Raw genomic sequence first — 24,254 nt, forward strand, 5'->3', positions numbered from 1 at the left:
CTCAGACACCCGCCATTTCGTTCATCATGCGTTCGATATCGGACAGACCATCCTCGCTCAGCGACAGGCCAGTGGCGGCACAGGCCGCAGCAAACTCGTTCAATTGCGGTTTCTCGAAAAGCAGGCGCAGGGCAACGTCGATGCCCAGGCCCGTGTTGATCTTGGAAATCAGCTGTGCCGCCAGCAACGAGTGCCCGCCCAGCTCGAAGAAGTCATGATTCAGGCCCACCCGCTCGACCTTCAGCACCTCGGCCCACAACGCCGCCAATTGCTGCTCCAGCTCGCTGACCGGGGCCACGTAGGCCGTCTGCGCCTGCTCGGTGTCCGGGAGCGGCAAGGCCGAGCGGTCCAGCTTGCCGTTGGGCAGTTGCGGCATGCGCTCGAGCACCAGCAGGTGCTGCGGCACCATGTAGTCCGGCAGGCTGGCGGCCAGGTGCGTGCGCAACTCGCTGCGCAGTGCCTCGTCGCCGTTTTGCCAGGCCTCGGCGACCAGGTAGGCGGCGAGCTGCCGGCCGGTCGCTGCGGGAATGTCCAGCACCAGCACGTCACGTACTGCCGGGTGTTCGCGCAGCCGCGCCTCGATTTCGCCCAGCTCGATGCGGAAGCCGCGGATCTTCACCTGATGGTCGATGCGCCCGGCGTACTCCAGTACACCCTGCTCGCCGCGATAGCGGGCCAGATCGCCGGTGCGGTACAGCCGTGCGCCTGGGGTGGTCGAGAACGGGTCGGGAATGAAGCGCTCGGCAGTCTGCCCAGGGCGGCCATGGTAGCCACGGGCGAGCAGTTCGCCGCCCACCAGCAGCTCGCCCAATGCGTCGGGCAAGGCCAGGTCCAGCCCGCCATCCACCAGATGAATGGCGCGCCCGGCCAGCGGTGTGCCGATCGGGATCTGCCCCGGCAGCGATTGCTGGCCGCTGACGTAGGCGCTGCAATCGTGGCTCGTGACGCTGACCGTGGCCTCGGTCGGACCATAGGTGTTGACCAGGCGCACGTGCGCGAGCCCGGCCTGCTGCCAGGCCAGCACACCCTCGGCGGCCATCGCCTCGCCGCCCATGTGAATCCGCCGCAGTGCGCCGTAGTCACGCGGACCGCGCGCGGCGAAGTCCTTGGCCAGCAGGTACCAGTAGGCCGTCGGCAGGTCGGCGAAGGTCACGCCCTCGGCCAGTACCTGGCGATAGAAGGTTTCGCTGTCCCAGAGGTCGGGGCCACGCAGCAGCACGCGGGCGCCACGGATCAGCGCGGGGTACAGCTGCTCGACGAAGGCATCGAAGTTGAAGGTGGAGAACTGCAGCACGCAGTCGCTCGCTTGCAGCTCGCAGAAGTCGCGGGCCACCTGGGCATGCAGGCTCAAGGCCGAGGCGCTGATGGCCACCCCCTTGGGCCGGCCAGTGGAGCCGGAGGTGTACATGATGTAGGCCAGGTTGTCCGGGCCACCGAGCGGCGTCGGCGCGTGCTCGGGCAGCGGCTGCAACGACTCGCGGTCCAGGCACAGGCTCTGCACCTGGGCCGGCAACTGCTGCAGTTGCAGCGCGTCGGCGTGGCACAGCAGCAGAACGATGCCGCTGTCTTCGATCATGTGCGCCAGCCGCGCCTGCGGGTAGTCCGGGTCCAACGGCACGTAGGCGCCGCCTGCCTTCAACACCGCCAACAGGCCGACCACCATGTCCAGGCTGCGGGGCAAGGCGATGCCCACCCGCACTTCGGGACCAACGCCTAGCGCGCGCAGGCGATGGGCCAGTTGGTTGGCTCGCACGTCCAGGGCTCGATAGCTCAGATGCGCACCTTCGCAGCTCAGCGCGATGGCCTCGGGGGTGCGTCGGGCCTGGTCCTCGATCAGGTACTGCACCGGGCGCGGGTCGGCGCCCTGCAGTGCGTGCTGACTCCACTGTTCGAGGATCTGCCGACGCTGCGGCGTCTCCAGCAGCGGCAGCTCGAGAATGCGCTGGGACGGTTGTATGCACACCGCATTCAGCAGGCTCAGCCAGTGGCCCGCCAGACGCTCGACCGTCGCGGTCTCGAACAGGTCACTGGCATAGGTCAGGGTGGCACCGAGACCGTCCTCGCTATCGAAGGTGTCCAGCGACAGATCGACATGGGCGGTGACCTCGTCCCAGGCCAGGCCTTCGATCACCAGGCCCGGCACCTGACGCACCGGCGCTGCCGCGTGGGTCTGATGGTTGAACATCACCTGGAACAGCGGGTTGTGGCTCAGGCTGCGCTCAGGCTGCAAGGCTTCGACCAGGTGCTCGAACGGCAAGTCCTGGTGCGCCTGGGCCTGAACGGCGGTTTCGCGCACCTGCTGCAGCAGCGCGCTGAAGGTGGTGTGCGGGGTGAACTGCGCCTTGAGCACCTGGGTGTTGACGAAGAAGCCGATCAGGCCTTCGGTTTCGGCGCGGGTGCGGTTGGCCACCGGCACGCCGACCCGGATGTCGTCCTGACCGGAGACGCGGTGCAGCAGGCTCTGGAACGAGGCCAGCAGCAGCATGAACAGGGTCACGCCCTGTTCGCGGGCCTGGGCCTTGAGGGCACTGGCCAGGGCAGGCGGCACGCTGACCGCCAGGCTGCGCCCGGCATGGCTTTGAACGCTGGGCCGCGAGCGGTCGGTGGGCAGGTGCAGCACGTAGTGTTCCTGGCCCAGGTGCGCCAGCCAGTACTGCAACTGACGCGCCTGTTCGCCAGCCTGCATCCACTGACGCTGCCAGGCGGCGTAGTCGGCGTATTGCACTGGCAAGACCGGTAATTCGGTCGGTTGACCTTGGCCGAGCGCCAGGTAGCGACCGACCACTTCGTCCACCAGGATCGGCATCGACCAGCCGTCGGCGACGATATGGTGCAGGGTCAGCACCAGCACGTGCTCGTCCTCGGCCAGGCGCAGCAGGCGCACGCGCAGCAGCGGACCGCGCGCCAGGTCGAATGGCCGGCGCACCTCACGGGCTACCTGCTCGCGCACGGCGTGCAGCGAGGTGTCTTCCAGGGTTTCCATGACCAGCGTGAAGGTCGCAGGGCAATGGATGCGCTGCAGCGTCTGCTCGCCTTCGGCATGGAACGTGGTGCGCAGGGTCTCATGCCGGGCGATTAGCGCCTCGAAGGCCTGGCGCAACCATTCGGCGTTCAGCCGACCGCGCAGGTGCAGCGCAGCCGGGATGTGATAGGCCGCGCTGTCGGGCTCCAGTTGCCAGAGGAACCACTGGCGTTGCTGTGCGTAGGACAGCACCAGGGGCTGACTGCGATCTACCGGGATCAGTGCTGGTGCCTGACTGGCGCTGCCCTCGGCGGCGGCCTGGGCGAAGGTCGCCAGATCCGCAGATTCGAACAAGGCCCGCAGCGGTACTTCCAGGTTCAGGCGCTGGCGGATGCGTGAGGTCACTTGCGTGGCCAACAGCGAATGACCGCCCAATTCGAAGAAGTTGTCGTGCAGACCCACTTGCTCGACGTTGAGCACTTCGCTCCAGATCGCGGCCAGTTGCTGTTCCAGCGGCGTGAGCGGGGCGACGTAGCCTTTTTGCAATTGGCTGGCGTCTGGCTTGGGCAGGGCCTTGCGGTCCAGTTTGCCGTTGGCGGTGAGCGGCCAGGCGTTCAGCACCAGGAAATGGGTCGGGACCATGTAGTCAGGCAGTTGCGATTTGAGGTGTTGCTTGAGCGCGTCACGCAGTTGGCCGTGATCGACCTGCGCCTCCTGCGGGATCAGATAGGCCGCGAGCTGCTTGCCCCCGGCCCCGTCGATGTCCAGCACCAGCACTTCGCGCACCGCCTCGTGGGCATGCAGGCGGGCTTCGATTTCACCCAGCTCGATGCGGAAACCGCGAATCTTCACTTGGTGGTCGATGCGGCCGACGTATTCGATCACTGCCTGGCTGCGGTAACGGGCCAGGTCGCCGGTGCGGTACAGACGACCGCCCTCGTTTGAGAACGGATCCGGTACGAAGCGTTCGGCGGTGAGCGAAGGACGATTGTGGTAACCGCGCGCCAAGCCCGCGTGACCCACATGCAACTCGCCGCTGCAACCTGGGGCCACGGGGTTGAAATCGGCGTCCAGCACGTACATCGACAAGTCAGGAATCGCAGCGCCGATGGGGCTGCTGCTCTGTTGCGTGTCCTCGAAACGAATCGGGCGATAAGTCACGTGCACCGTGGTTTCGGTGATGCCGTACATATTGACCAGGTTGTCGCAGTCTTCGCCGAAACGCTCGAACCAAGGTTGCAAAGCAGGCACGTCCAAAGCTTCGCCACCGAAGATGACGGAACGCAGGACCAGGTCGGAAGCACTTTCACACGCGACACGCATCAGCGGCTTGAATGCCGACGGCGTCTGGTTCAGCACCGTGACGCCCTGCTCGACCAGTAACTGGTGGAAGTCTTCAGGAGAGCGCGTCACCTCACGCGGCACGATCACCAGACGCCCACCGTGCAGCAGCGCACCGAAAATTTCCCAGACCGAGAAATCGAAGGCGTACGAGTGGAACAGGGTCCAGACATCATTCTGGTCAAAGGAGAACCAGTTCTCGGTCGCCTTGAACAAGCGCAATACGTTGTGATGCGGGAGCAAGGTGCCCTTTGGTTTGCCAGTCGAACCGGAGGTATAGATCACATACGCCAGGTTATCCGGCTGAGTCAGGTGCTCAGGATTTTCATCGCTGTAGCCATCAAGATCGGCTTCAAGCACAAGGCTACGCACCGAAGCCGGCGCGGGCAGATCGGTCAGCAGGTGCTGTTGAGTCACCAGTAGCGCAATACCGCTGTCTTCAATCATGTAGCTCAAGCGATCCTGCGGGTATTCCGGGTCCAATGGCACATACGCCCCGCCCGCCTTGAGGATCGCCAGCAACCCGACGATCATCTCGATCCCGCGCTCCACCGCCAGGCCCACCAGCACATCCGGCCCCACGCCCTGCTCGCGCAGCTTGTGCGCCAAGCGGTTCGCACGGCGGTTCAAGCCGTCGTAGCTCAGCGACTGCTCGGCAAACGTCAGCGCAATGGCCTGCGGTGCCCGCGCCACCTGCGCTTCGATCAGCGCGGGCAGGCACGACTCACGCGGATACTGCGCGCTAGCGCCACACTCAGCGAGCAGCTGTACGCGCTCGGCGTCGTCAAGCAGCGGCAACTGCGCCACGCGCTGCGCCGCATCGTCGCAGAGGGCCTGCAGCAGGTTGCGCCACTGCCGGGCCAGGCGCTCGACGCTGCTACGGTCGAACAGCGCCGTGGCATACGTCAGCGTAGCGTCGAGGCCTTGGGCGTGCTCGACGGTATCCAGCGTCAAGTCGAACTGGCTGGTCTGGCTGCCCCACTCCAGCGCCTCGACACTCAGGCCCGCCACCTCGCGAATCAGGTCGTCGCCGTAGCTCTGGTGGTTGAACAGCACCTGGAACAGCGGGTTATGGCTCAGGCTGCGCTCCGGCTGCAACGCCTCGACCAACTGCTCGAACGGCAGGTCCTGATGGGCCTGGGCCTGCAAGGCCGTGTGCCGGACCTGCTGCAGCAGATCGGCGACGGTCAACTGGGGCGAGAATTCGGCCTTGAGCACCTGGGTGTTGACGAAGAAGCCGATCAGGCCCTCGGTTTCGGCACGCGTACGGTTGGCGATCGGCACCCCGACACGAATATCGCGCTGCCCGGACACCCGGTGCAACAGGGTCTGGAACGAGGCCAACAACACCATGAACAGGGTCACGCCATGCTGGCGCGCCGTGGCTTTCAAGGCCTGCGCCAACGCCGGCGGGAGGTTGACGTTCAGGCGCGCGCCGGCCGGGTCCTGCACCTGGCCGCGCGGGCGGTCCAGCGGCAGCTCCAGCAGCGGTTGCTCCTCGCCCAGTTGCTGGCGCCAGTAGGCCAACTGCCGGACCTGCTCGCCGCCTTCCATCCAGTTGCGCTGCCACGCCGCGTAGTCGGCGTACTGGAACGCCAAGGGCGGCAATACGCACGCCTGCCCCTGGCAGAAGCCGGCGTACAGGCGCACCACCTCATCGACCATGATCGGCATCGACCAACCGTCGGCCACGCTGTGGTGCAGGGTCAGCACCAACACATGCGCGTCTTCCTCCAGGCGCAGCAGACGCGCCCGCAGCAGCGGCCCTTGCTCCAGGTCGAAGGGCTGCGCGACCTCCTCCGCCACCCGTGCCAGCACGGCGGCTTCAGTGACGGCCTCGACCGGCAGGTCGAATTCACTCGGCGCATGAATACGCTGCCAGGTTTGATCGGCGTGCTCGTGGAAGGTGGTGCGCAGGGTCTCGTGGCGGGCGATCAGCGCGCTGAAGCTGCGGCGCAGCGCCTGCATGTCCAGCGCGCCATTGAGCCGCAAGGCCGATGGGATGTTGTAAGCCGCGCTGTCCGGCTGCAATTGCCAGAGGAACCATTGGCGCTGCTGGGCATAGGACAGCGCCAGCGGCTGGCTGCGGTCGACGTGAGTGAATGCCGGCGCCTGCAGGCCCGTGCCCTGCTCGGCGCGCTCGGCGAAGGCCTGCAGGTCGGCAGCCTCGAACAGGCTGCGCAGCGACACTTCCAAATTCAGGCGCTGACGGATACGCGCAGTGACTTGGGTGGCCAGCAGCGAATGCCCACCCAGCTCGAAGAAGTTATCGCCCAGGCCCACGCGCTCGACCTTCAGTACCTCGGCCCAGATCTCGGCCAGACGCTGTTCCAGCACACTGCGCGGGGCCTGGTAGTCAGCCTGCACCTGGCTGCTGTCGGGCTTGGGCAGGGCCTTGCGGTCGAGCTTGCCGTTGGGCGTCTGCGGCAAGGCGTCGAGGAAGATCAGGTGCGCAGGCACCATGTAGTCCGGCAGGCTGGCCTTCAGATGGCGTAGCAGGTCGCCGCGCAGCTCCGGCTGCAGCGGCGCGCTCGGCACCAGGTAGGCCGCCAGCTGTTTACCGGCCGGACCGTCGATATCCACCACCAGCACTTCGCGAATGCCCGGGTGTTCGCGCAGCTTGGCGTCGATCTCACCCAGTTCGATACGGAAACCGCGGATCTTGACCTGATGATCGACCCGGCCGGCGAATTCGATGACGCCGTCGGCGTTGTAGCGCGCCAGATCGCCGGTGCGGTACAGGCGCCCGCCTGCCCGGTCGCCGAACGGGTCGGGAATGAAGCGTTCGGCACTGAGCCCAGGACGCTGGTGATACCCGCGCGCGAGCAGTTCGCCGCCGACCAGCAGTTCGCCGATGGCGCCCGGCAGGGCCAGGTTGCCCGCAGCATCGACCAGGTAGATGCTGCGCCCGGCCAGGGCCTTGCCGATCGGAATCTGGCTAGGCAGCGGCACCTGTTCAGTGACATAGGCGGTGCAGTCCTGGCTGGTGATGGTCACCGTCGCCTCGGTCGGGCCGTAGGTGTTGATCAGCTCGACATGAGCCAGGCCCGCCGCGCGCCACGCCGGCACACCATCGGCGGCCATCGCCTCGCCGCCCATGTGCACGCGACGCAGCGCGCCATAGGCGCGCGGGCCCTTGACGGCAAAATCCTTGGCCAGCATGTACCAGTAGGCCGTCGGCAGATCGCTGAAGGTGATGCCATGCTCCAGCACCTGGCGATACCAGGTCTCGCTGTCCCACAGCGTCGGGCCGCGCAGCAGGATGCGCGCGCCGACGATCAGCGAGGGGTACAACTGCTCGACGAAGGCATCGAAGTTGAACGTGGAGAACTGCAGCACGCGGTCTGCATCGCTCAGTTGGCAGAACGCGGCGAAGCCCAGGGCATGCTCAGTCAGCGCCGCGGCGCTGATACCGACACCCTTGGGACGACCGGTGGAGCCGGAGGTGTACATGATGTAGGCCAGGTTCGCAGGCTCCGTCAGGTTCTGCGGATCGTCCTCGCTGCAGCCTTGCAGCCAGTCGTCGCCCTGGTCCAGGCACAGGCTGCGCACCTGCTCGGGCACGCTCAGCCGGGCCAGCACCGGGGCCTGGGTCAGCAGCAGGTGCAGGCCACTGTCTTGCATCATGTAGCTCAAGCGCTCGGCGGGATATTCCGGGTCCAGCGGCACATAGGTGCCCCCGGCCTTGAGCACCGCCAGCACGCCCACCACCATGTCCAGGCTGCGCTCGATGGCGATGCCGACCGCCACGTCCGGGCCAACGCCCAGTGCGCGCAGGCGATGGGCGATACGGTTGGCGCGACGGTTGAGGGCCTGGTAGGTCAGCGACTTACCCTCACAGTCCAGCGCAACAGCGTGCGGCGTCTGGGCCGCACGCGCCGCGATCAGTTCGTGCACGCAGCGCTGGTCGCTGAAGTCGACACGATGGGCACCCTGGTCCTTGAGCTGCTGCACCTGTGCGGCATTCATCAGGGCCAACTCGCCGATCAGTTGTCTCGGTTGACGGACGATCTCGCGCAGCAGGGCCTGCCAGTGACCCGCCAGGCGCTCGATGCTGCTGCGCTCGAACAGGTCGCAGGCGTAGGTCATGGCCGCCGTGAGGCCGTCGTCGCTTTCGTAGGTGTCCAGGCTCAGGTCGAGTTGCGCGGTGTAGCTGTCCCACTCCAGCCCTTGCACGCTCAAGCCCGGCAATTGCCGGGCGGCGCCGCGCTGGGCGGCCTGGTGGTTGAACATCACCTGGAACAGCGGGTTGTGGCTCAGGCTGCGCTCCGGCTGCAAGGCTTCGACCAGTTGCTCGAACGGCAGATCCTGGTGCGCCTGGGCCTGCAAGGCGGTCTGGCGCACCTGTTGCAGCAGGTCGTTGAAGGTCAGGGTCGGCGTGAAGCGGGCATCGAGCACCTGGGTGTTGACGAAGAAGCCGATCAGGCCCTGGGTCTCGGCGCGGCTGCGGTTGGCCACCGGCACCCCGACGCGGATCTCGCCCTGACCGCTGTAGCGGTGCAGCACGGTCTGGAACGAGGCCAGAAGCAACATGAACAGGGTCACGCCCTGCTGCCGGGCCAGGTCCTTGAGCGCCTGGGCCAGCGACGCCTCGAAGGCGATGGGCAGGCGTGCGCCGCGCAAACTCTGCACCAGCGGACGCGGATGATCGGTGGGCAATTCCAGCACCGGCTGCTCACCCGCCAGACGCTCGCGCCAGTAACCCAACTGACGTTCCTGCTCGCCAGCCTGCATCCAGTCGCGTTGCCACAGGGCGTAGTCGGCGTACTGGATCGGCAACGCCGCCAGCGCCGCCGGCACACCCTGGCACTCGGCCTGGTACAGGCGGATGAGCTCGTCGATCAGGATCGGCATCGACCAACCATCGCAGATGATGTGGTGCACACACAGCATCAATACATGCTCATCGGCGCCCAGTGCCAGCAGACGCACCCGCAGCAGCGGGCCGCGCTCCAGGTCGAACGGCTGCTGCATGTGCGCCTCGACCCGCGCCTTGATGGCCGCCTCGCGTTCGCCAGGGTCGCTCAGCGACAACGACTCGACCGCCACCTCCATGGGCAGGCTCGCATGGACGATCTGCACCGCCTCGTCACCGTCCTGGGCGAAGGTGGTGCGCAGGGTCTCATGGCGTGCCAGCAACTGGTCGAAACTGCGCTGCAACGCCGCGCTGTCCAACTGGCCGTTCAAACGCAGCGCCGCCGGGATGTTGTAGGCGGCGCTGTGCGGGTCGAGTTGCCAGAGGAACCATTGGCGCTGCTGGGCGTAGGAGAGCGCTGTCCCGTCTGCAGGTTCCCTCCTGAAGATCGGGGTGACCCCGTAGAGATTGACACCCTGTCGCTTGAGCAAGGCAGCCAACGCCTTGCGCTCCTTGGTGGACAGCGACTTCACGGAGTCGAGCAGCTCTTGCACTTTGAAAGTCTCCCGCTAAGCGATCAGATTATCTATTTCCTGTGCTGTAAGACGTTTCAGTGCCTCCAGGGATTTAGTCAGTTCGTCATGGGCGCTGGCACGCTGCCCACGCAGGCTGTCGACCAGTCGAGCGAAGTCGGCCAAGGTGGCTTGTTCGAACAACTGGTTCAGGCTCAGCTCGACACCCAGTTGCTCGCGCACCTGGGCGATCACCTGCACGATCAGCAACGAATGGCCGCCCAGCTCGAAGAAGTTGTCCTGCAGCCCTACCTGCTCAACGTGCAGCACCTGCGCCCAGATCGCCGCCAGGGTTCGCTCCAGTTCGCTGACCGGCGCCACGTGGCCAGGCTGCAACGCGCGCGGGTCAGGCATGGGCAGGGCCTTGCGGTCGAGCTTGCCGTTGGGCGTCAACGGCATGGCCGGTACGTCCACCCAGTGGCTGGGCACCATGTAGTCCGGCAGCCCCGCCTTGAGGTGACTGCGCAGCGCCGCACGCAGGCTGTCCGCGCTGTCCTCGGCGTGGTGCAGCACCAGGTAGGCGACCAGTTGCTTGCCGGTGGCAGCGTCGATATCGATCACCGACGCCTGGCGCACGGCCGGGTGCGCCAGCAAACGCTCTTCGATTTCGCCCAGTTCGATGCGGAAACCGCGGATCTTCACCTGGTGGTCCAGACGGCCGACGTACTCGATCACTCCACCCTCGCGGTAGCGCACCAGGTCACCGGTGCGGTACAGCCGTGCCCCCGGCTCGCGGGCGTAAGGATCGGGCACGAAGCGCTCGGCGGTGAGGCCGGGGCGCTGGTGGTAACCACGGGCCAGGCCGTCGCCGCCGATCAGCAGCTCGCCGCGCGCCCCCTGTGGCAGCACCTGCAACGTGTCACCCAGCACATGCAGGCGGGTGTTGGCCAACGGCCGGCCCAACCAGACATCGTCGCTGTGGGTCAGGTAGTGACAGGCCGACCAGATGGTGGTCTCGGTCGGCCCGTAGACATTCCACACATGACCGCTGTGGTCGATAAGCCGCTGGGCCAGTTCGGCGCTGAGCGCTTCGCCGCCGCACAATACGGTCTTGCCGGCGAAGGCCCGGGGCGCGGCAGCATCCAGCAGCATGCGCCAGGTCGATGGCGTGGCCTGGATGACGCTCACGCCCTGCCGCGCGATCACCGCCAGCAGGGCCTGCGGGTCTTTGTTGACCTGCTCGTCCAGCAGCACCACACAGGCGCCGCTCAGCAGTGGCAGGTACAGCTCCAATGCCGCGATGTCGAACGACAGCGAGGTCAGCGCCAGTACCTTGTCATGGGCCGCCAGCCCTGGCTCGCGGCCCATGCTGCAAAGGAAGTTGACCAACGCGTCGTGACGAATGGTCACGCCCTTGGGCTTGCCGGTCGAGCCAGAGGTGTAGATCACATAGGCCAGATTCTGCGCCTGGGTGAGGCACGGTGGATTGTCCTCGCGCAGGCTGCCTGGCAGCGCCTGGTCCAGGCACAGGCACTGCACCTGCTGCGGGATCGGCAATTGTTGCAGCAGCGCGCTCTGGGTCAGCAGCAGCTCGACGCCGCTGTCTTCGAGCATGTAGGCCAAGCGGTCGCGAGGGAACTGCGGGTCCAGCGGCACATAGGCACCGCCGGCCTTGAGCACCGCCAGCAGACCGACCAGCAGATCGAAGCTGCGCGGCACAGCGATGCCCACCAGCACTTCGGGGCCGACACCGCATGAGCGCAGGTGATGAGCCAACGCGTTGGCCCGTCGATTGAGTGCTTCGTAGCTCAGGGACTGCTCGCCAAGTACCGCAGCCGTGGCCTGCGGCGTGCGAGCCACCTGGGCTTCGAACAACTGCACCACGCTCTGCTCGCGTGGATAGACCGTGGCACTGTCATTGAACTGGTACAGCGTGCGCTCACGCTCAGCGACCGCGAGCAGCGGCAGTGCCTCGACCGGTTGCGTGGCGTCGTCGCAGATGCCCTGCAGCAGGTTGCGCCAGTGCTCGGCCAATCGGGCGACGCTGACGGCATCGAACAAGCTGGTGGCGTAGGTGAAGGTCGCGCTCAGCCCGCCCTGGTGCTCGACAGTGTCCAGGGTCAGGTCGAACGGCGCGCTGTGCTTGTCGGCGGTGATGGCCTGCAGGTGCAGTCCGGCGATCTGACGCGCCTCGCCCGAGACCTGGGCCTGATGGTTGAACATCACTTGGAACAGCGGGCTGTGGCTCAGGCTGCGCTCCGGCTGCAAGGCCTCGACCAACTGCTCGAACGGCAGCTCCTGATGGGCCTGCGCGCCGAGGGCGGTGCGCTTGACCTGCTGCAGCAGCGCGTCGAAGCGCAGTGGCGAGCTGAAATGGGCATCGAGCACCTGAGTGTTGACGAAGAATCCGATCAAGCCCTCGGTCTCGGCACGGGTGCGGTTGGCCACCGGCACGCCGACACGAATGGCCGCCTGCCCGGAGTGACGGTGCAGCAGGGTCTGGAACGAGGCCAGCAGCAGCATGAACAAGGTGACGTCCTGACGTGCCGCCAGTTGCCGCAGTTGCGTTACCAGCGCCGGTGGCAAGTCGATCGGCAAGCGTGCGCCGTCGTACTGCTGCACGGCCGGGCGCGGTCGGTCGGTGGGCAGCTCCAGCACCGGCTGCTCGCCGCCCAGTTGCTGCTGCCAGTAGTCCAACTGACGCTGCTGCTCGCCGGCGTCCATCCACTGGCGTTGCCAAGCCGCGTAGTCGGCGTACTGGAAGGCCAGGGCCGGGCGCACGGGTTCACGGCCTTGAAGGTGGCTCTGGTAACCGTCGACCAACTCCTCGATGAGGATCGGCATCGACCAGCCATCGGCGACGATATGGTGCAGCACCAGTACCAGCACATGTTCGTCGGCAGCCAGGCGCAGCAGGCGTGCGCGCAGCAGCGGGCCTTGCTCCAGGTCGAACGGTTGGCGCACCTGCTGCTCGATCCAGCGCGGAAGATCGGCGCTGAGCGCAGAGGCCTCGACGATGTCCAGCGCGACCGGCAACGCTGCATGGATGATCTGTTCGGCGCTGACGCCCTGCTGGCGGAAGGTGGTGCGCAAGGTTTCGTGACGGGCCATCAGCGAGGCGAAGCTGTAGCGCAAGGCCTCCACGTCCAGCTCGCCGGTCAAGCGCAGGGCCGAGGGAATGTTGTAGGCCGCGCTGTCGGGCTCCAGTTGCCAGAGGAACCACTGGCGTTGCTGTGCGTAGGACAGCGCCAGGGGCTGACTGCGGTCGGCGTGGGTGAAGGCGGGTGCCTGACTGCCGCTGGCCTCGGCGGCGGCCTGGGCGAAAGTCGTCAGATCCGCAGATTCGAACAGCGCGCGCAGCGGTACTTCCAGGTTCAGGCGCTGGCGGATGCGTGAGGTCACTTGCGTGGCCAACAGCGAATGACCGCCCAGCTCGAAGAAGTTGTCGTGCAGACCCACCTGCTCGACGTTGAGCACTTCGCTCCAGATCGCGGCCAGTTGCTGTTCCAGTGCCGTGCGCGGTGCCACGTAGCCCTTTTGCAATTGGCTGGCGTCTGGTTTGGGCAGGGCCTTGCGGTCCAGTTTGCCGTTGGCGGTGAGCGGCCAGGCGTTCAGCACCAGGAAATGGGTCGGCACCATGTAATCCGGCAGTTGCGATTTGAGGTGTTGCTTGAGCACTTCGCGCAGTTCGCTGTGATCGACTTGCGCATCCTGCGCGATCAGATAAGCCGCAAGCTGCTTGCCCCCGGCCCCGTCGATGTCCAGCACCAGCACTTCGCGCACGGCCTCGTGAGCGTGCAGTCGGGCTTCGATTTCACCCAGCTCGATGCGGAAACCGCGAATCTTCACTTGGTGGTCGATGCGGCCGACGTATTCGATCACTGCCTGGCTGCGGTAACGGGCCAGATCACCCGTGCGGTACAGACGACCGCCCTCGCTAGAGAATGGATCGGGTACGAAGCGCTCGGCAGTAAGCGAAGGCCGGTTGTGGTAACCGCGTGCCAAGCCCGCGTGGCCGACGTGCAGTTCGCCGCTGCAACCTGGGGCCACTGGGTTGAAATCGGCGTCCAGTACGTACATCGACAGATCAGGAATCGCAGCGCCGATGGGGCTGCTGCTCTGATGCGTGTCTTCGAAACGAATCGGGCGGTAGGTCACGTGCACCGTGGTTTCGGTGATGCCGTACATATTGACCAGGTTGTCGCAGCCTTCGCCGAAACGCTCGAACCAAGGTTGCAAAGCAGGCACGTCCAAAGCTTCGCCGCCGAAGATGACGGAACGCAGGACCAGGTCGGAAGCACTTTCACACGCGACACGCATCAGCGGCTTGAATGCCGACGGCGTCTGGTTCAGCACCGTGACGCCCTGCTCGACCAGTAACTGGTGGAAGTCTTCAGGAGAGCGCGTCACCTCACGCGGCACGATCACCAGACGCCCGCCGTGCAGCAGCGCGCCGAAAATTTCCCAGACCGAGAAATCGAAGGCGTAGGAGTGGAACAGAGTCCAGACATCATCAGCGCCGAAACCAAACCACCCATCCGTCGCCTTGAACAAGCGCAATACGTTGTGATGCGGGAGCAAGGTGCCCTTTGGTTTGCCAGTCGAACCGGAGGTATAGATCACATACGCCAAGTTATCCGGCTGAGTCAGGTGCTCAGGATTGTCATCGCTGTAGCCATCAAGCTCGGCCTCAAGCAAAAGGCTACGCACCGAAGCCGGCACGGGCAGATCGGCCAGCAGGTGCTGTTGAGTCACCAGTAGCGCAATACCGCTGTCTTCAATCATGTAGCTCAGACGGTCCTGCGGATACTCCGGGTCCAACGGCACATACGCCCCGCCCGCCTTGAGGATCGCCAGCAACCCGACGATCATCTCGAACCCGCGTTCCACCGCCAGGCCCACCAGCACATCCGGTCCCACGCCCTGCTCGCGCAGCTTGTGCGCCAAGCGATTCGCACGGCGGTTCAAGCCGTCGTAGCTCAGCGACTGCCCGGCAAAGGTCAGGGCAATGGCCTCGGGCACGCGCGCCGCCTGGGCTTCGATCAACGCGTGAATCGACTCCGTACTCGGATAGTCAGCAATGGCCTGCAACGGCAACGGCGGCAATGCCACCTCGCCCAACGGACGCTGGGCGTCATCGGGCAACTGCAGCAGCAGGTGCTGGAAGTGCTCGGCCACCTGGGCAATGGCCGATGAATCGAAGCAGGCAAGATCGAAGCCCAGGCTCGCCTGCAAGCGCTCGCCCACCTGCACCACCACGGTCAGTGGGTAGTTGGTGCGCTCTTGCGTGCGCACCTCGCCAAAGCGCAGTCCAGCCGGTGCAGCCTGCTGCAGGGCTTCGGCTACCGGGTAGTTCTCGAACACCAGAATGTTGTCGAACAGCGCCTCGCCGCCGCGACCGGCCCAGCGCTGAATGTCGTAGAGCGGTGTGTGCTCGTGCTCGCGCAAGGCCAGGTTCAACGCCTGCACCTGCTGCACCCAGTCCGCCACGCTTAGCTCAGGACGTGGACGGGCGACCACAGGCAAGGTGTTGATGAACAGCCCGAGCTGTTCTTCGATACCTGGGAGGTCCGCCGGACGCCCCGCTACCGTGGCACCGAAGGCCACGCTCGACTGCCCGGTATAGCGCTGCAACAGCATCAGCCACGCCGCCTGCACCAGGGTATTGAGGGTCACCCGCTGCTCGCGGGCAAACTCGGCCAAGCGCTGGGTCTGCGCCCTGTCGAGTTCCAGCGCGTGGAGGCCCTGCCCTTCGCCCGACGCCCCGCCTTTGAGCGCCTGCGCCAGGCGAGTCGGCTCGTCCAGCGCCGCCAGGCGCTCGTGCCAGAAGCCTTCGCTGACCTGCACATCCTGGACCTGCAACCACTGGATGTAGTCACGGTAGCGGCCCTCGCCCAGCGCCGGCGTGACACCGGCATAGCGCTGCAGCACCTCGCCGAGCAGACGTGAACTGCTCCAGCCGTCCATGAGGATATGGTGGCTGGTGTAGATCAGGTGATGACGGCCATCGCCCGTGCGCACCAGGCTCAGGCGCAGCAGCGGACTTGTCGCCAGGTCGAAGCCTGCCTGGCGCTCGGCCAGGGCCAGCGCGTCGAGGTCCTCGACCAGGGTCGCCGACGCGCTGCGGTCATGCTCGCTGAACGGCACGCACACGTGGCGGCGCACCACTTGCAGCGCCACCGGCAGGTCCTGCGGGAAGCTGCTGCGCAGCACCGCGTGGGCGTTCACCGCATCCTGCCAAGCCTGGCGGAAGCGGGCCACGTCCAACCCCTGCACATCGACCCGCAACTGGTTGATGTAGTTGCCGGACGCCTGGGCATAGAGGCTGTGGAACAGCATGCCCTGCTGCATGGGCGACAGCGGGTAGAGGTCTTCGATATCGCTGGCGGGCAGCGCCAGGCTGTCGAGCTGGGCCTGGGTCACGCTCGCCAGCGGGAAGTCCGAGGGGGTCACGCCCTGGTGCGGTGCCCGAGCGCAGTGCTCGACCAGTTCGCCCAGCACCTGCTCGTAACGCCGGGCCAGGGTCTGGACGGTCGCCGGACGCAGTACCGCCTGACTGAAACTCCAGTCCAGTTCCAACTCGCCCTGGTAGACCTGACCGTTGATGCTCAGCCAGTTCCCCAGGGGGCTGTCCTCGGCCTGTGTGGCGCCGCTCGACTCCCGGGCAGGCCTGAACAGCGCGCCCTCGGCCTCGGCGAAGCTGCCGTCGAACTGGCCCAGGTAGTTGAAGGTGACCTGGGGCTGTGGCGCCGCTTGCAGACGTGCGCGCAGTGCCGGCTCACCCAGGTAGCGCAGGATGCCGTAGCCGATGCCCTTGTTCGGCACGCCACGCAATTGCTCCTTGATGGCGCACAGGCCGGCGCCGAGCGCGCCGCTGCCGGGCGTCAGGCGCACCGGGAACAGGCTGCTGAACCAGCCAACGGTTCGGCTCAGGTCGAGTTCGTCGAACAGGTCTTCGCGACCATGCCCTTCGAGCTGGATCAGCACCGACGGGCTGTCGGTCCACTCGCACAGTACCTGCGCCAGGGCGGTCAGCAGCAGGTCGTTGACCTGGGTGTGGTAGGCCGCCGGCGCCACTTGCAGCAAGGCGCGGGTCTGCTGGGCGTCCAGGCGTGACGTGGCGTGGGCCACCTCGCGCTGGGTGCGGGCAGCGTTGGCATCGTCCAGCGGCAAGGGGCTGACAGGCGCTTCCAGGCAGGCCAGCCAGTACTCGGCCTCGGCTTGCAGCGCCGGAGACTGGGCATACAGGCCCAGGCGCTCGGCCCAGGTCTTGAGCGAACTGGTCTTGGCCGGCAGGCTCACGGCCTGCCCGCTGGCGACGGCGCGGTAGGCCTGCTGCAAATCTTCGAGCAGCACCCGCCAGGACACACCGTCGACCACCAGGTGGTGAATCACCAGCAACACGCGCTGGGTAGCGTCGGGCAACGTCACCAGCACGGCGCGCAGCAGCGGCCCGTGGCTCAGGTCGAGACTGCGCTGGGCGCTGTCGGCCAGCGCGCTCAAGGTGTCAGGGTCGTCCAGTTGGCGGGTCCACAGCAGGTCGGCGTCCACGGCACTGTGGAATTCGGCCTGCCAGGCCTCGCCCTGGACAAAGCGCAGACGCAAAGCGTCATGCTGCATGACCAGCGCATGCAAGGCCGTGCTTAGCCACTCGGCGCGCAGCGGCTGCACCGGTTGGAGCATCAACGCCTGGTTCCAGTGCCCACGCTGGACGATGTCGGTGTCGAAGAAGCGCGCCTGGATCGGCAACAACGGCAGGTGGCCAGTGACCTGCTCCACGACCGGCTGCGCGGTCTTTTTCTCGATGATCTTGGCCACCGCTGCCAACTGGCCGATGGTCTGCTTCTCGAACAGTTGCTTGGGGCTGAGCTTGAGGCCCTGGCGTTTGGCGCGAGCGATGATCTGCAGGCTGAGGATCGAGTCGCCGCCCAGCTCGAAGAAGTTGTCGGTGCTGCCCACTTGCTCCAGCTTGAGCACCTCGCACCAGATCGCAGCCAGGGTCTGCTCGACGATGCCCTGCGGCGCCACGAACTGCTGCCGTGGCGCACCGGGGGCTGGCAACGCGCGCTTGTCGAGCTTGCCGTTGGCGGTCAGGGGCAGGCGTTCGAGCAGCACGAGCTGGGTCGGCACCATATAGTCGGGCAACAGGGCCTGCAGCTGCTGACGCAGCACCTCGGCCTCCAGCGCATGGCCAGCACGCGGTACGCACCAGGCCACCAGATGCAGGCGCTCGGCATCGCCGTCCATCGGCACGGCCAGCACCACCGCCTCGCCGACACCCTCCAGGCCCAGCAGCACCCGGCTGACTTCGGCCGGCTCGATGCGGTAGCCGCGCACCTTGACCTGGTCGTCGGCGCGGCCGATGAATTCCAATTGGCCCAGGCGATTACGCCGCAGGCGATCGCCACTGCGGTACAACCGCGCCCCCGGCTGCGCCGGGTCCGGCACGAAGCGCTCGGCGGTCAGTCCCGGTTGGCCCAGATAACCCTGGGCGACGCTGGCGCCGCCGATGTACAGCTCGCCGGCGACCTGATCGGCCACCGGATTGAGCACGTCGTCGAGCAGCAGCGCATGGGCAGCGGGCAACGCTTGGCCGACCGGCACGCTGCGCGCATCGGCGGCCAGCTCGGCGATCTCGTGGGTGAGCACGCCGACCGTGGTTTCGCTCGGGCCGTAGTGGTTGATCAGCCGGCAACCCGGCTTGAGCCGACGCACCTGCTCCAGCAACGCCGGCGGGCAGGCTTCGCCGCCGAGGATCAAGGCATGCTCGGGCAGCGCGGCGGCTGGCTCACCAGCCTGCAGCAAGGCCGCCAAGTGGCCGGGCACGATCTTCAACACACCCACGCGCTGCTCGGCCATGTAGCGGGCGAAGGCGTCCGGGTCGAAGCCCAGCGCCTCGGGCAGCACGTGCAGCGTGCGGCCCGAGCACAACGCGCCGAACAGCACGGTATGACCCAGGTCGGCAGCGATGGTCGAGACCAGCGCCATGCTCGCCTGCGGTGCCAGCGCCAAGCGCTCGAGCAGGCCGGCGACGTAGCTGGCCAGGGCGCCATGGCTGACCAGCACGCCCTTGGGCTGCCCGGTGGAACCGGAGGTATGGATGATGTAGGCCGGCGATTCGGCCCACAGGCTCAGCACCGGCGCGCAGTCGGGCTGCGCCTGCCATTGCCCGGGCGAAAACACCAGGCCCTGGCAACCGGTCACCTCAAGGCGCTGCACGCGCGGGTCATCGGCGGCGACCAGCAGCGCCTTGGCCTGGGCGGCCGCGAGCATCTGTTGCAGGCGCGCATCCGGCGCCTTGGTGTCGAGCGGCATGTACACCGCCCCGGCCTTGAGGATGCCCAGCAAGGCGGTCAGCCAGTCCAGCGACCGCTCCATCAGCACCGCCACCGGCTCGCCTGGGGCAATGCCCTGGGCGCGCAGGTGGTGAGCCAGGCGGTTGGCCGCCTGGTCGAGGGCGGCGAAGCTCAGGCGCTGTTCGGGGCTGCGCGCCGCGAGGGCGTCAGGCTGCGCCTGCACCTGCCGTTGCCACTGCTCCAGCACCAAGGGCACAGCGGCGAACGCAGCGACCGGCGCGACGCTCGGCGCCAGGCGGTGCAGCGGCAGGTGCGGCGCGTCGAGCAGCTGCCCGAGCAAGTGCAGGAAAGCCGGAATGAACGCCTGCACCGTGTCATCGCGGTACAGGTCGCTGGCGTAGGTGATCTGGCCATGGATCAGTTGCCCGTCGTCGGTGATGTCCAGCGCCAGGTCGAAGTGGGTACCGGCTTTGTCCAGCGGGTACTCGGCCACGCTCAGCCCCGGCAGCGCCAAGGTGCGCTGGCGCTGCATGCCGACGTTCTGGTTGAACTTGACCTGGAACAGCGGGTTGTGGCCCAGGTTGCGCTCAGGCACCAGGGCATCCACCAGTTGCTCGAACGGCAGTTCCTGATGCGCCTGGGCGCCGAGCACCGCCTCACGCACCTGGCCCAGCAGGGCATCGAAGCTCAGGCGTTCGTCCACCTGGCAACGCAACACCTGGGTGTTGACGAAGAAGCCGATCAGGCCTTCGACCTCGGCGCGTCCGCGGTTGGCGTTGGGGACACCGATGCGGATATCGCGCTGGCCCGACAGGCGCGAGACGAACAGCGAAAAGCCGCTGAGCACCAGCATGAACAACGTCATGCCCTGGGCCCGAGCGCTGGCACTCAGGCGCCGCGACAGCTCGGCGCCGAAGTCGAAGCTCAAGGTCTGGCCTTCGAAGCTCTGGGTCAGCGGACGCGCAAAGTCGCTGGCCACGTCCAGCAAGGGCTGCTCCTCGCCCAGTTGTCCACGCCAGTAGTCGAGCTGACGCTCGCCCTCCCCGGCTTCCAGCCAGCGCCGCTGCCAGATCGCGTAGTCGGCGTACTGCACCGGCAAGTCCGGCAATTGCGGCATCTGGCCCTGGCTGAAGGCCTGGTAGCCGTGCACGAACTCACGGACCATCACGTCCATTGACCAGCCGTCGGAAACGATGTGGTGCATGCTCACCAGCAGCACCTGCTCCTCGTCCGCCAGCCGGTACAGGCTGGCGCGCAGCAGCGGCCCGCTGAGCAGGTCGAAAGGCTGCTCGCTGGCCTGCTCGACCTGCGCCGCCAAAGCGGCTTCGCGCTGCTCGCCGGGAACCGCGCTGAGGTCGATGCGCTGCAACGGCAGTGGCGATGGCGGCAGGACCATTTGACGCGGTTGCTCGCCCTCGGTGACGAACACGGTGCGCAGCACTTCGTGACGCGCCAACAGGTGGTCGAAGGCGCGTTGCAGCGCCTGTTCGTCGAGTCGCCCGCGCAGGCGCAGGGCGGCCGCCATGTTGTACGCCGCGCTGTGCGGCTCCAACTGCCAGAGGAACAGCAGGCGCTGCTGGGCGAACGACAGCGGCAGGCTGTCGACGCCGTGGCGCGACTCCACCACCGGCAACAGGCTGAAGTCCTTGCCCTGCTCGCGCAGCTTGGCCAGGAATTGCCGGCGTTGCTCCAGGGGCAAGCCGACGAACCGTTGTGCAATACGTACCGCCGTGCTGCCACTCATGCTTCAACCCCTTCCAAGGAACCCAGAAACGCGTCCATTTCCGACCAATCGTCGGCGTCGGCGCCGCCTGCCGCGTGTTGCGTCAGCTCAGCAGCCAGCTCGCCCAGCGTCGGCCGTTCGAACAGGCTGCGCAGCGCCACCACCTGGCCCAGGCGATCCTTGATCCGGGCCAATACCTGGGCGGCCAGCAACGAGTGCCCGCCCAACTCGAAGAAGTGATCGTCCAGCCCGACCCGCTCGACCTGCAGCACCTCGCACCAGATCTGCGCCAATTGCTGCTCCAGGTCGCTCTGCGGCGCCCGGTACTGGGCCTGCAACTGACCGGGGTCCGGGATCGGCAATGCCTTGCGGTCGAGCTTGCCGCTGGCGGTCAGCGGCAGGCGCGGCAGCAGCAGCAGATGGCCCGGCACCATGTACTCGGGCAATTGCGCCTTCAGCAGACTGCGCACCTGCTGGCGCACGCGCGCCTGCTCGGCCGCCTCATCCAGCACCGCGCCCTCCGGCACCACGTAGGCCACCAACTGCAGGCCGCCGTGCAGTGGCAACGCCAGCACCACGGCCTCGCGCACGCCCGGGCATTGCTGCAGGCGCGCCTCGATCTCGCCCAACTCGATGCGGAAACCGCGCACCTTGACCTGGTGATCGACCCGGCCGACGTACTCGATCGCGCCCTCGGCATTCAGCCGGGCGCGGTCGCCCGTGCGGTAGAGCCGCTCGCCGCTGGCGAACGGATCGGCGACGAAGCGCTGCGCGGTCAGTGCGCTCTGGCGGTGGTAGCCGCGCGCCAGGCCCGGACCGCCGATGTACAGCTCGCCCACCGCGCCGGGCGGCAGCAGGTTGAGATCGTCGTCCAGGAGGTACAGGCGACGGGCCGCCAAGCCACGGCCGATGGGGATGCCACGCCAGGACACCGCGTCGTGGCGCAGCGCGCTGCAGTCGTGCACGGTGCTGACCACCGTGGCTTCGGTGGGGCCGTAGGTGTTGAGCAGGCGCACGTGACCCAGCCCGGCCAGGTGCCACAGGCGCAGACCGTCCACCGCCATGGCCTCGCCGCCGACGTGGACCTGGCGCAGCGCGCCGTAGCTGGCCGGCGGCTGCGCGGCGAAGTCCTGCACCAGCCAGTGCCAATAGGCCGCAGGCAGGTCGGCGAGGGTCACGCCGTGTTCGATCAGCACCTGGTGCAGCGCCGCGCTGTCCCACAGCCGGCCATCGCGCATGACCACGCAGGCGCCGTGACACAGCGGTGGGAAGAACTGCTCGATGAAGCCGTCGAAGCTGCTGGTGGCGAATTGCAATACGCGGTCGCCTTCACGCAGGTCGCTGTAGTCGATGGCGCGGGCGATGAATTCGCTCAGGGCGCCATGGCTCACCGCCACGCCCTTGGGGCGTCCGGTGGAGCCGGAGGTGTAGATGACGTAGGCCAGGTGCTGTGGCTCGACGCTGCACGGCAGTGGCTCGGCGGGCAGCGCGTCCAGGGCCAGGCGGTCCAGGCACAGGCAGGTCAGGCCCTCCTGGGTCGGCAGCGCAGGCAGCACGGTGCTGTCGCTGAGCAGCCACTGCAAGCCGCTGTCCTCGCAGACCTGAGCCAGGCGCTCGGCCGGGGCTTGCACGTCCAGCGGCACGTAGGCGCCGCCGGCCTTGAGCACGGCCAGCAAGGCCACGGCCAGTTCCAGCGAGCGCTCCAGCGCGACCCCGACCAGTCGGTCAGGACCGACACCGCACTGACGCAGGTGATGGGCCAGGCGGTTGCTGCGGGCGTCGAGCTCGGCGTAGCTCATCGACGGCGCCTGGTCGACGCCGGCCAGCACCAGCGCCTGAGCCTGGGGCGTGCGCGCGGCCTGGGCCTGGAACAAGCGGTGGGCCGGCAGCAGTGCCTCGCTCGGCGCGACCGGGTACAGCAGCGCCTGGCGCTGGGCGTCGCTCATCAGCGCCAGTTCGCCCAGGCGCTGGCCGGCATCGCGGCACACCGCCTGGAGCACCTGCTGCCAGTGATCAGCCAGCGCCGCGATGGTGGCGTGGTCGAAAATGTCGGTGGCGTAGGTGAAGGCGGCGAACACCTGCTCGCCTTCCTCGCGGGTATCGAGCATCAGGTCGCTGGTGGCGGCATGACGACGACCGCTGCCGGCCAGCTGCTGCTCGCTCAGGTAACCGACCCGCAAACCTGACTGCAACTGCACGCTGTGCAGGTCGGTGACCAGCGGCTGATGGTTGAACATCACCTGGAACAGCGGTGTGTGGCTCTGGCTGCGGTTGGGTTGCAGGGCTTCGATCAGCGCATCGAACGGCAGGTCCTGATGGGCCTGGGCACCGACCACGGCCTGATGCAGCCGCGCCAGCAGCGCATCGAACGGCAGTTGCGCGTCGAGCTGGCTGCGCAGCACCTGGGTGTTGACGAAGAAGCCGACCAGCCCCTCGGTTTCGCTGCGGGTGCGGTTGGCGATCAGGCCGCCGACGCGAATGTCGGTCTGGCCGCTGTAGCGCAAAAGCAGAGTCTTGAAGGCCGCCAGCAGGACCGTGGACAGGGTCACGCCGTGGGCCTGCGCCAGTTGCCTGAGCTGTTGGCGCAGCGTGCTGTCGAGCACGCGCTCAAGGCGCTCGCCCTGATGGCTGGGTTGCGCCGGGTACGGGCGGTCGGTGGGCAGTTCCAGCAGCGGGTGCTCATCGCCCAATTGCTCGCGCCAGTAGTCAAGCTGGCGCTCGCGCTCGCCGGCCTGCAGCCAACTGCGCTGCCACAGGGCGTAGTCGCGGTAGTGCACCTTGAGCGCCGGCAACGACGGCGACTGGCCGGCCACCAGGGCGTCGTAGCTGCGCATGAATTCATCGATCAAGATATTCATCGACCAGCCGTCGGCGATGATGTGGTGCAAGGTCAGCAGCAGCACGTGCTCCTGCGCGGCCAGGCGCAGCAGCACGATGCTCAGCAGCGGCCCGCGCTCCAGGTCGAAGGACTGGTTGGCCTGGGCCGCCATCTGCTGCTGCGCCTGCGCCCAGCGCGAGGCTTCGGGCCAGTCGCTGAGGTCGATCAGTTGCAGGCGCAGCGGCGCGGCAGGCGCCACCCGCTGCACCGCGCGCTCGCCGTCCTGGGCGAAGGTGGTACGCAGGCACTCGTGGCGCTCGACCAGCAGGTTGAAAGCCTGCTCCAGCGCCGCCACCTGCAGCTCGCCGTCCAGGCGTACCGCCATCGGCAGGTTGTAGGCGGCACTGTGCGGTTCCAGTTGCCAGAGGAACCACATGCGCTGCTGGGCATAGGACAGGCCATCGCGCTCGGCCAGCCCCTCGCAGGACGGCATGGGCAGTTGCGCGAAGTCGATGCCCTCGCGCCGCATCCCGTCGAGAAACAGGCGGCGCTTGTCCTCGGGCAGCTCGATGAAACGACGGGAGAGGGTCTGGGCGTCTGCGGCATTCATGTCTTCGGTCCTTGCTGGTCGGCGGCGCGAGCGGAAGGTCCGCTCGCATCAACAAGAACGAATGGCCCAGGGCCTGATTTAGCGAGCAATGACCCGTGTTTGCGAGGCTGCGCGACACCGGCGCAGACACGACTTCG

Annotated in this window: 3 protein-coding genes; all 3 read right to left on the bottom strand. The window is 67.0% G+C overall.

The genetic code is table 11. The features are described 5' to 3' along the window. Window position 1 precedes the first annotated feature (1 nt). From NJ69_RS09010 to NJ69_RS09020, 3 genes are read right to left on the bottom strand one after another with little or no spacing between them, the layout of a single operon-like run. Complete coding sequence (locus NJ69_RS09010; protein ID WP_052192075.1) at window positions 2-9,712, bottom strand: non-ribosomal peptide synthetase; 9,711 nt, start codon at window positions 9,710-9,712, stop codon at window positions 2-4. 15 nt (window positions 9,713-9,727) lie between these two features. Beyond that, a complete protein-coding gene (locus NJ69_RS09015; RefSeq protein WP_052192078.1) occupies window positions 9,728-20,710 on the bottom strand; it encodes a non-ribosomal peptide synthetase in 10,983 nt (3,660 codons plus the stop codon). Then, window positions 20,707-24,117, bottom strand: a complete 3,411-nt coding sequence (locus NJ69_RS09020; RefSeq protein ID WP_039578248.1) for a non-ribosomal peptide synthetase — start codon at window positions 24,115-24,117, stop codon at window positions 20,707-20,709. The genes NJ69_RS09015 and NJ69_RS09020 overlap by 4 nt, the downstream gene beginning before the upstream one ends. Window positions 24,118-24,254 lie beyond the last annotated feature (137 nt).

The sequence above is a fragment of the Pseudomonas parafulva genome (genome assembly GCF_000800255.1).
GTDB classification, from domain to species: Bacteria; Pseudomonadota; Gammaproteobacteria; order Pseudomonadales; family Pseudomonadaceae; genus Aquipseudomonas; species Aquipseudomonas boreofloridensis.

Excerpts from the sequence above, each read along its gene's own strand:
- NJ69_RS09015 (WP_052192078.1), bottom strand. The coding sequence starts at position 20,710 with ATGAGTGGCAGCACGGCGGTACGTATTGCACAACGGTTCGTCGGCTTG.
- NJ69_RS09020 (WP_039578248.1), bottom strand. The coding sequence starts at position 24,117 with ATGAATGCCGCAGACGCCCAGACCCTCTCCCGTCGTTTCATCGAGCTG.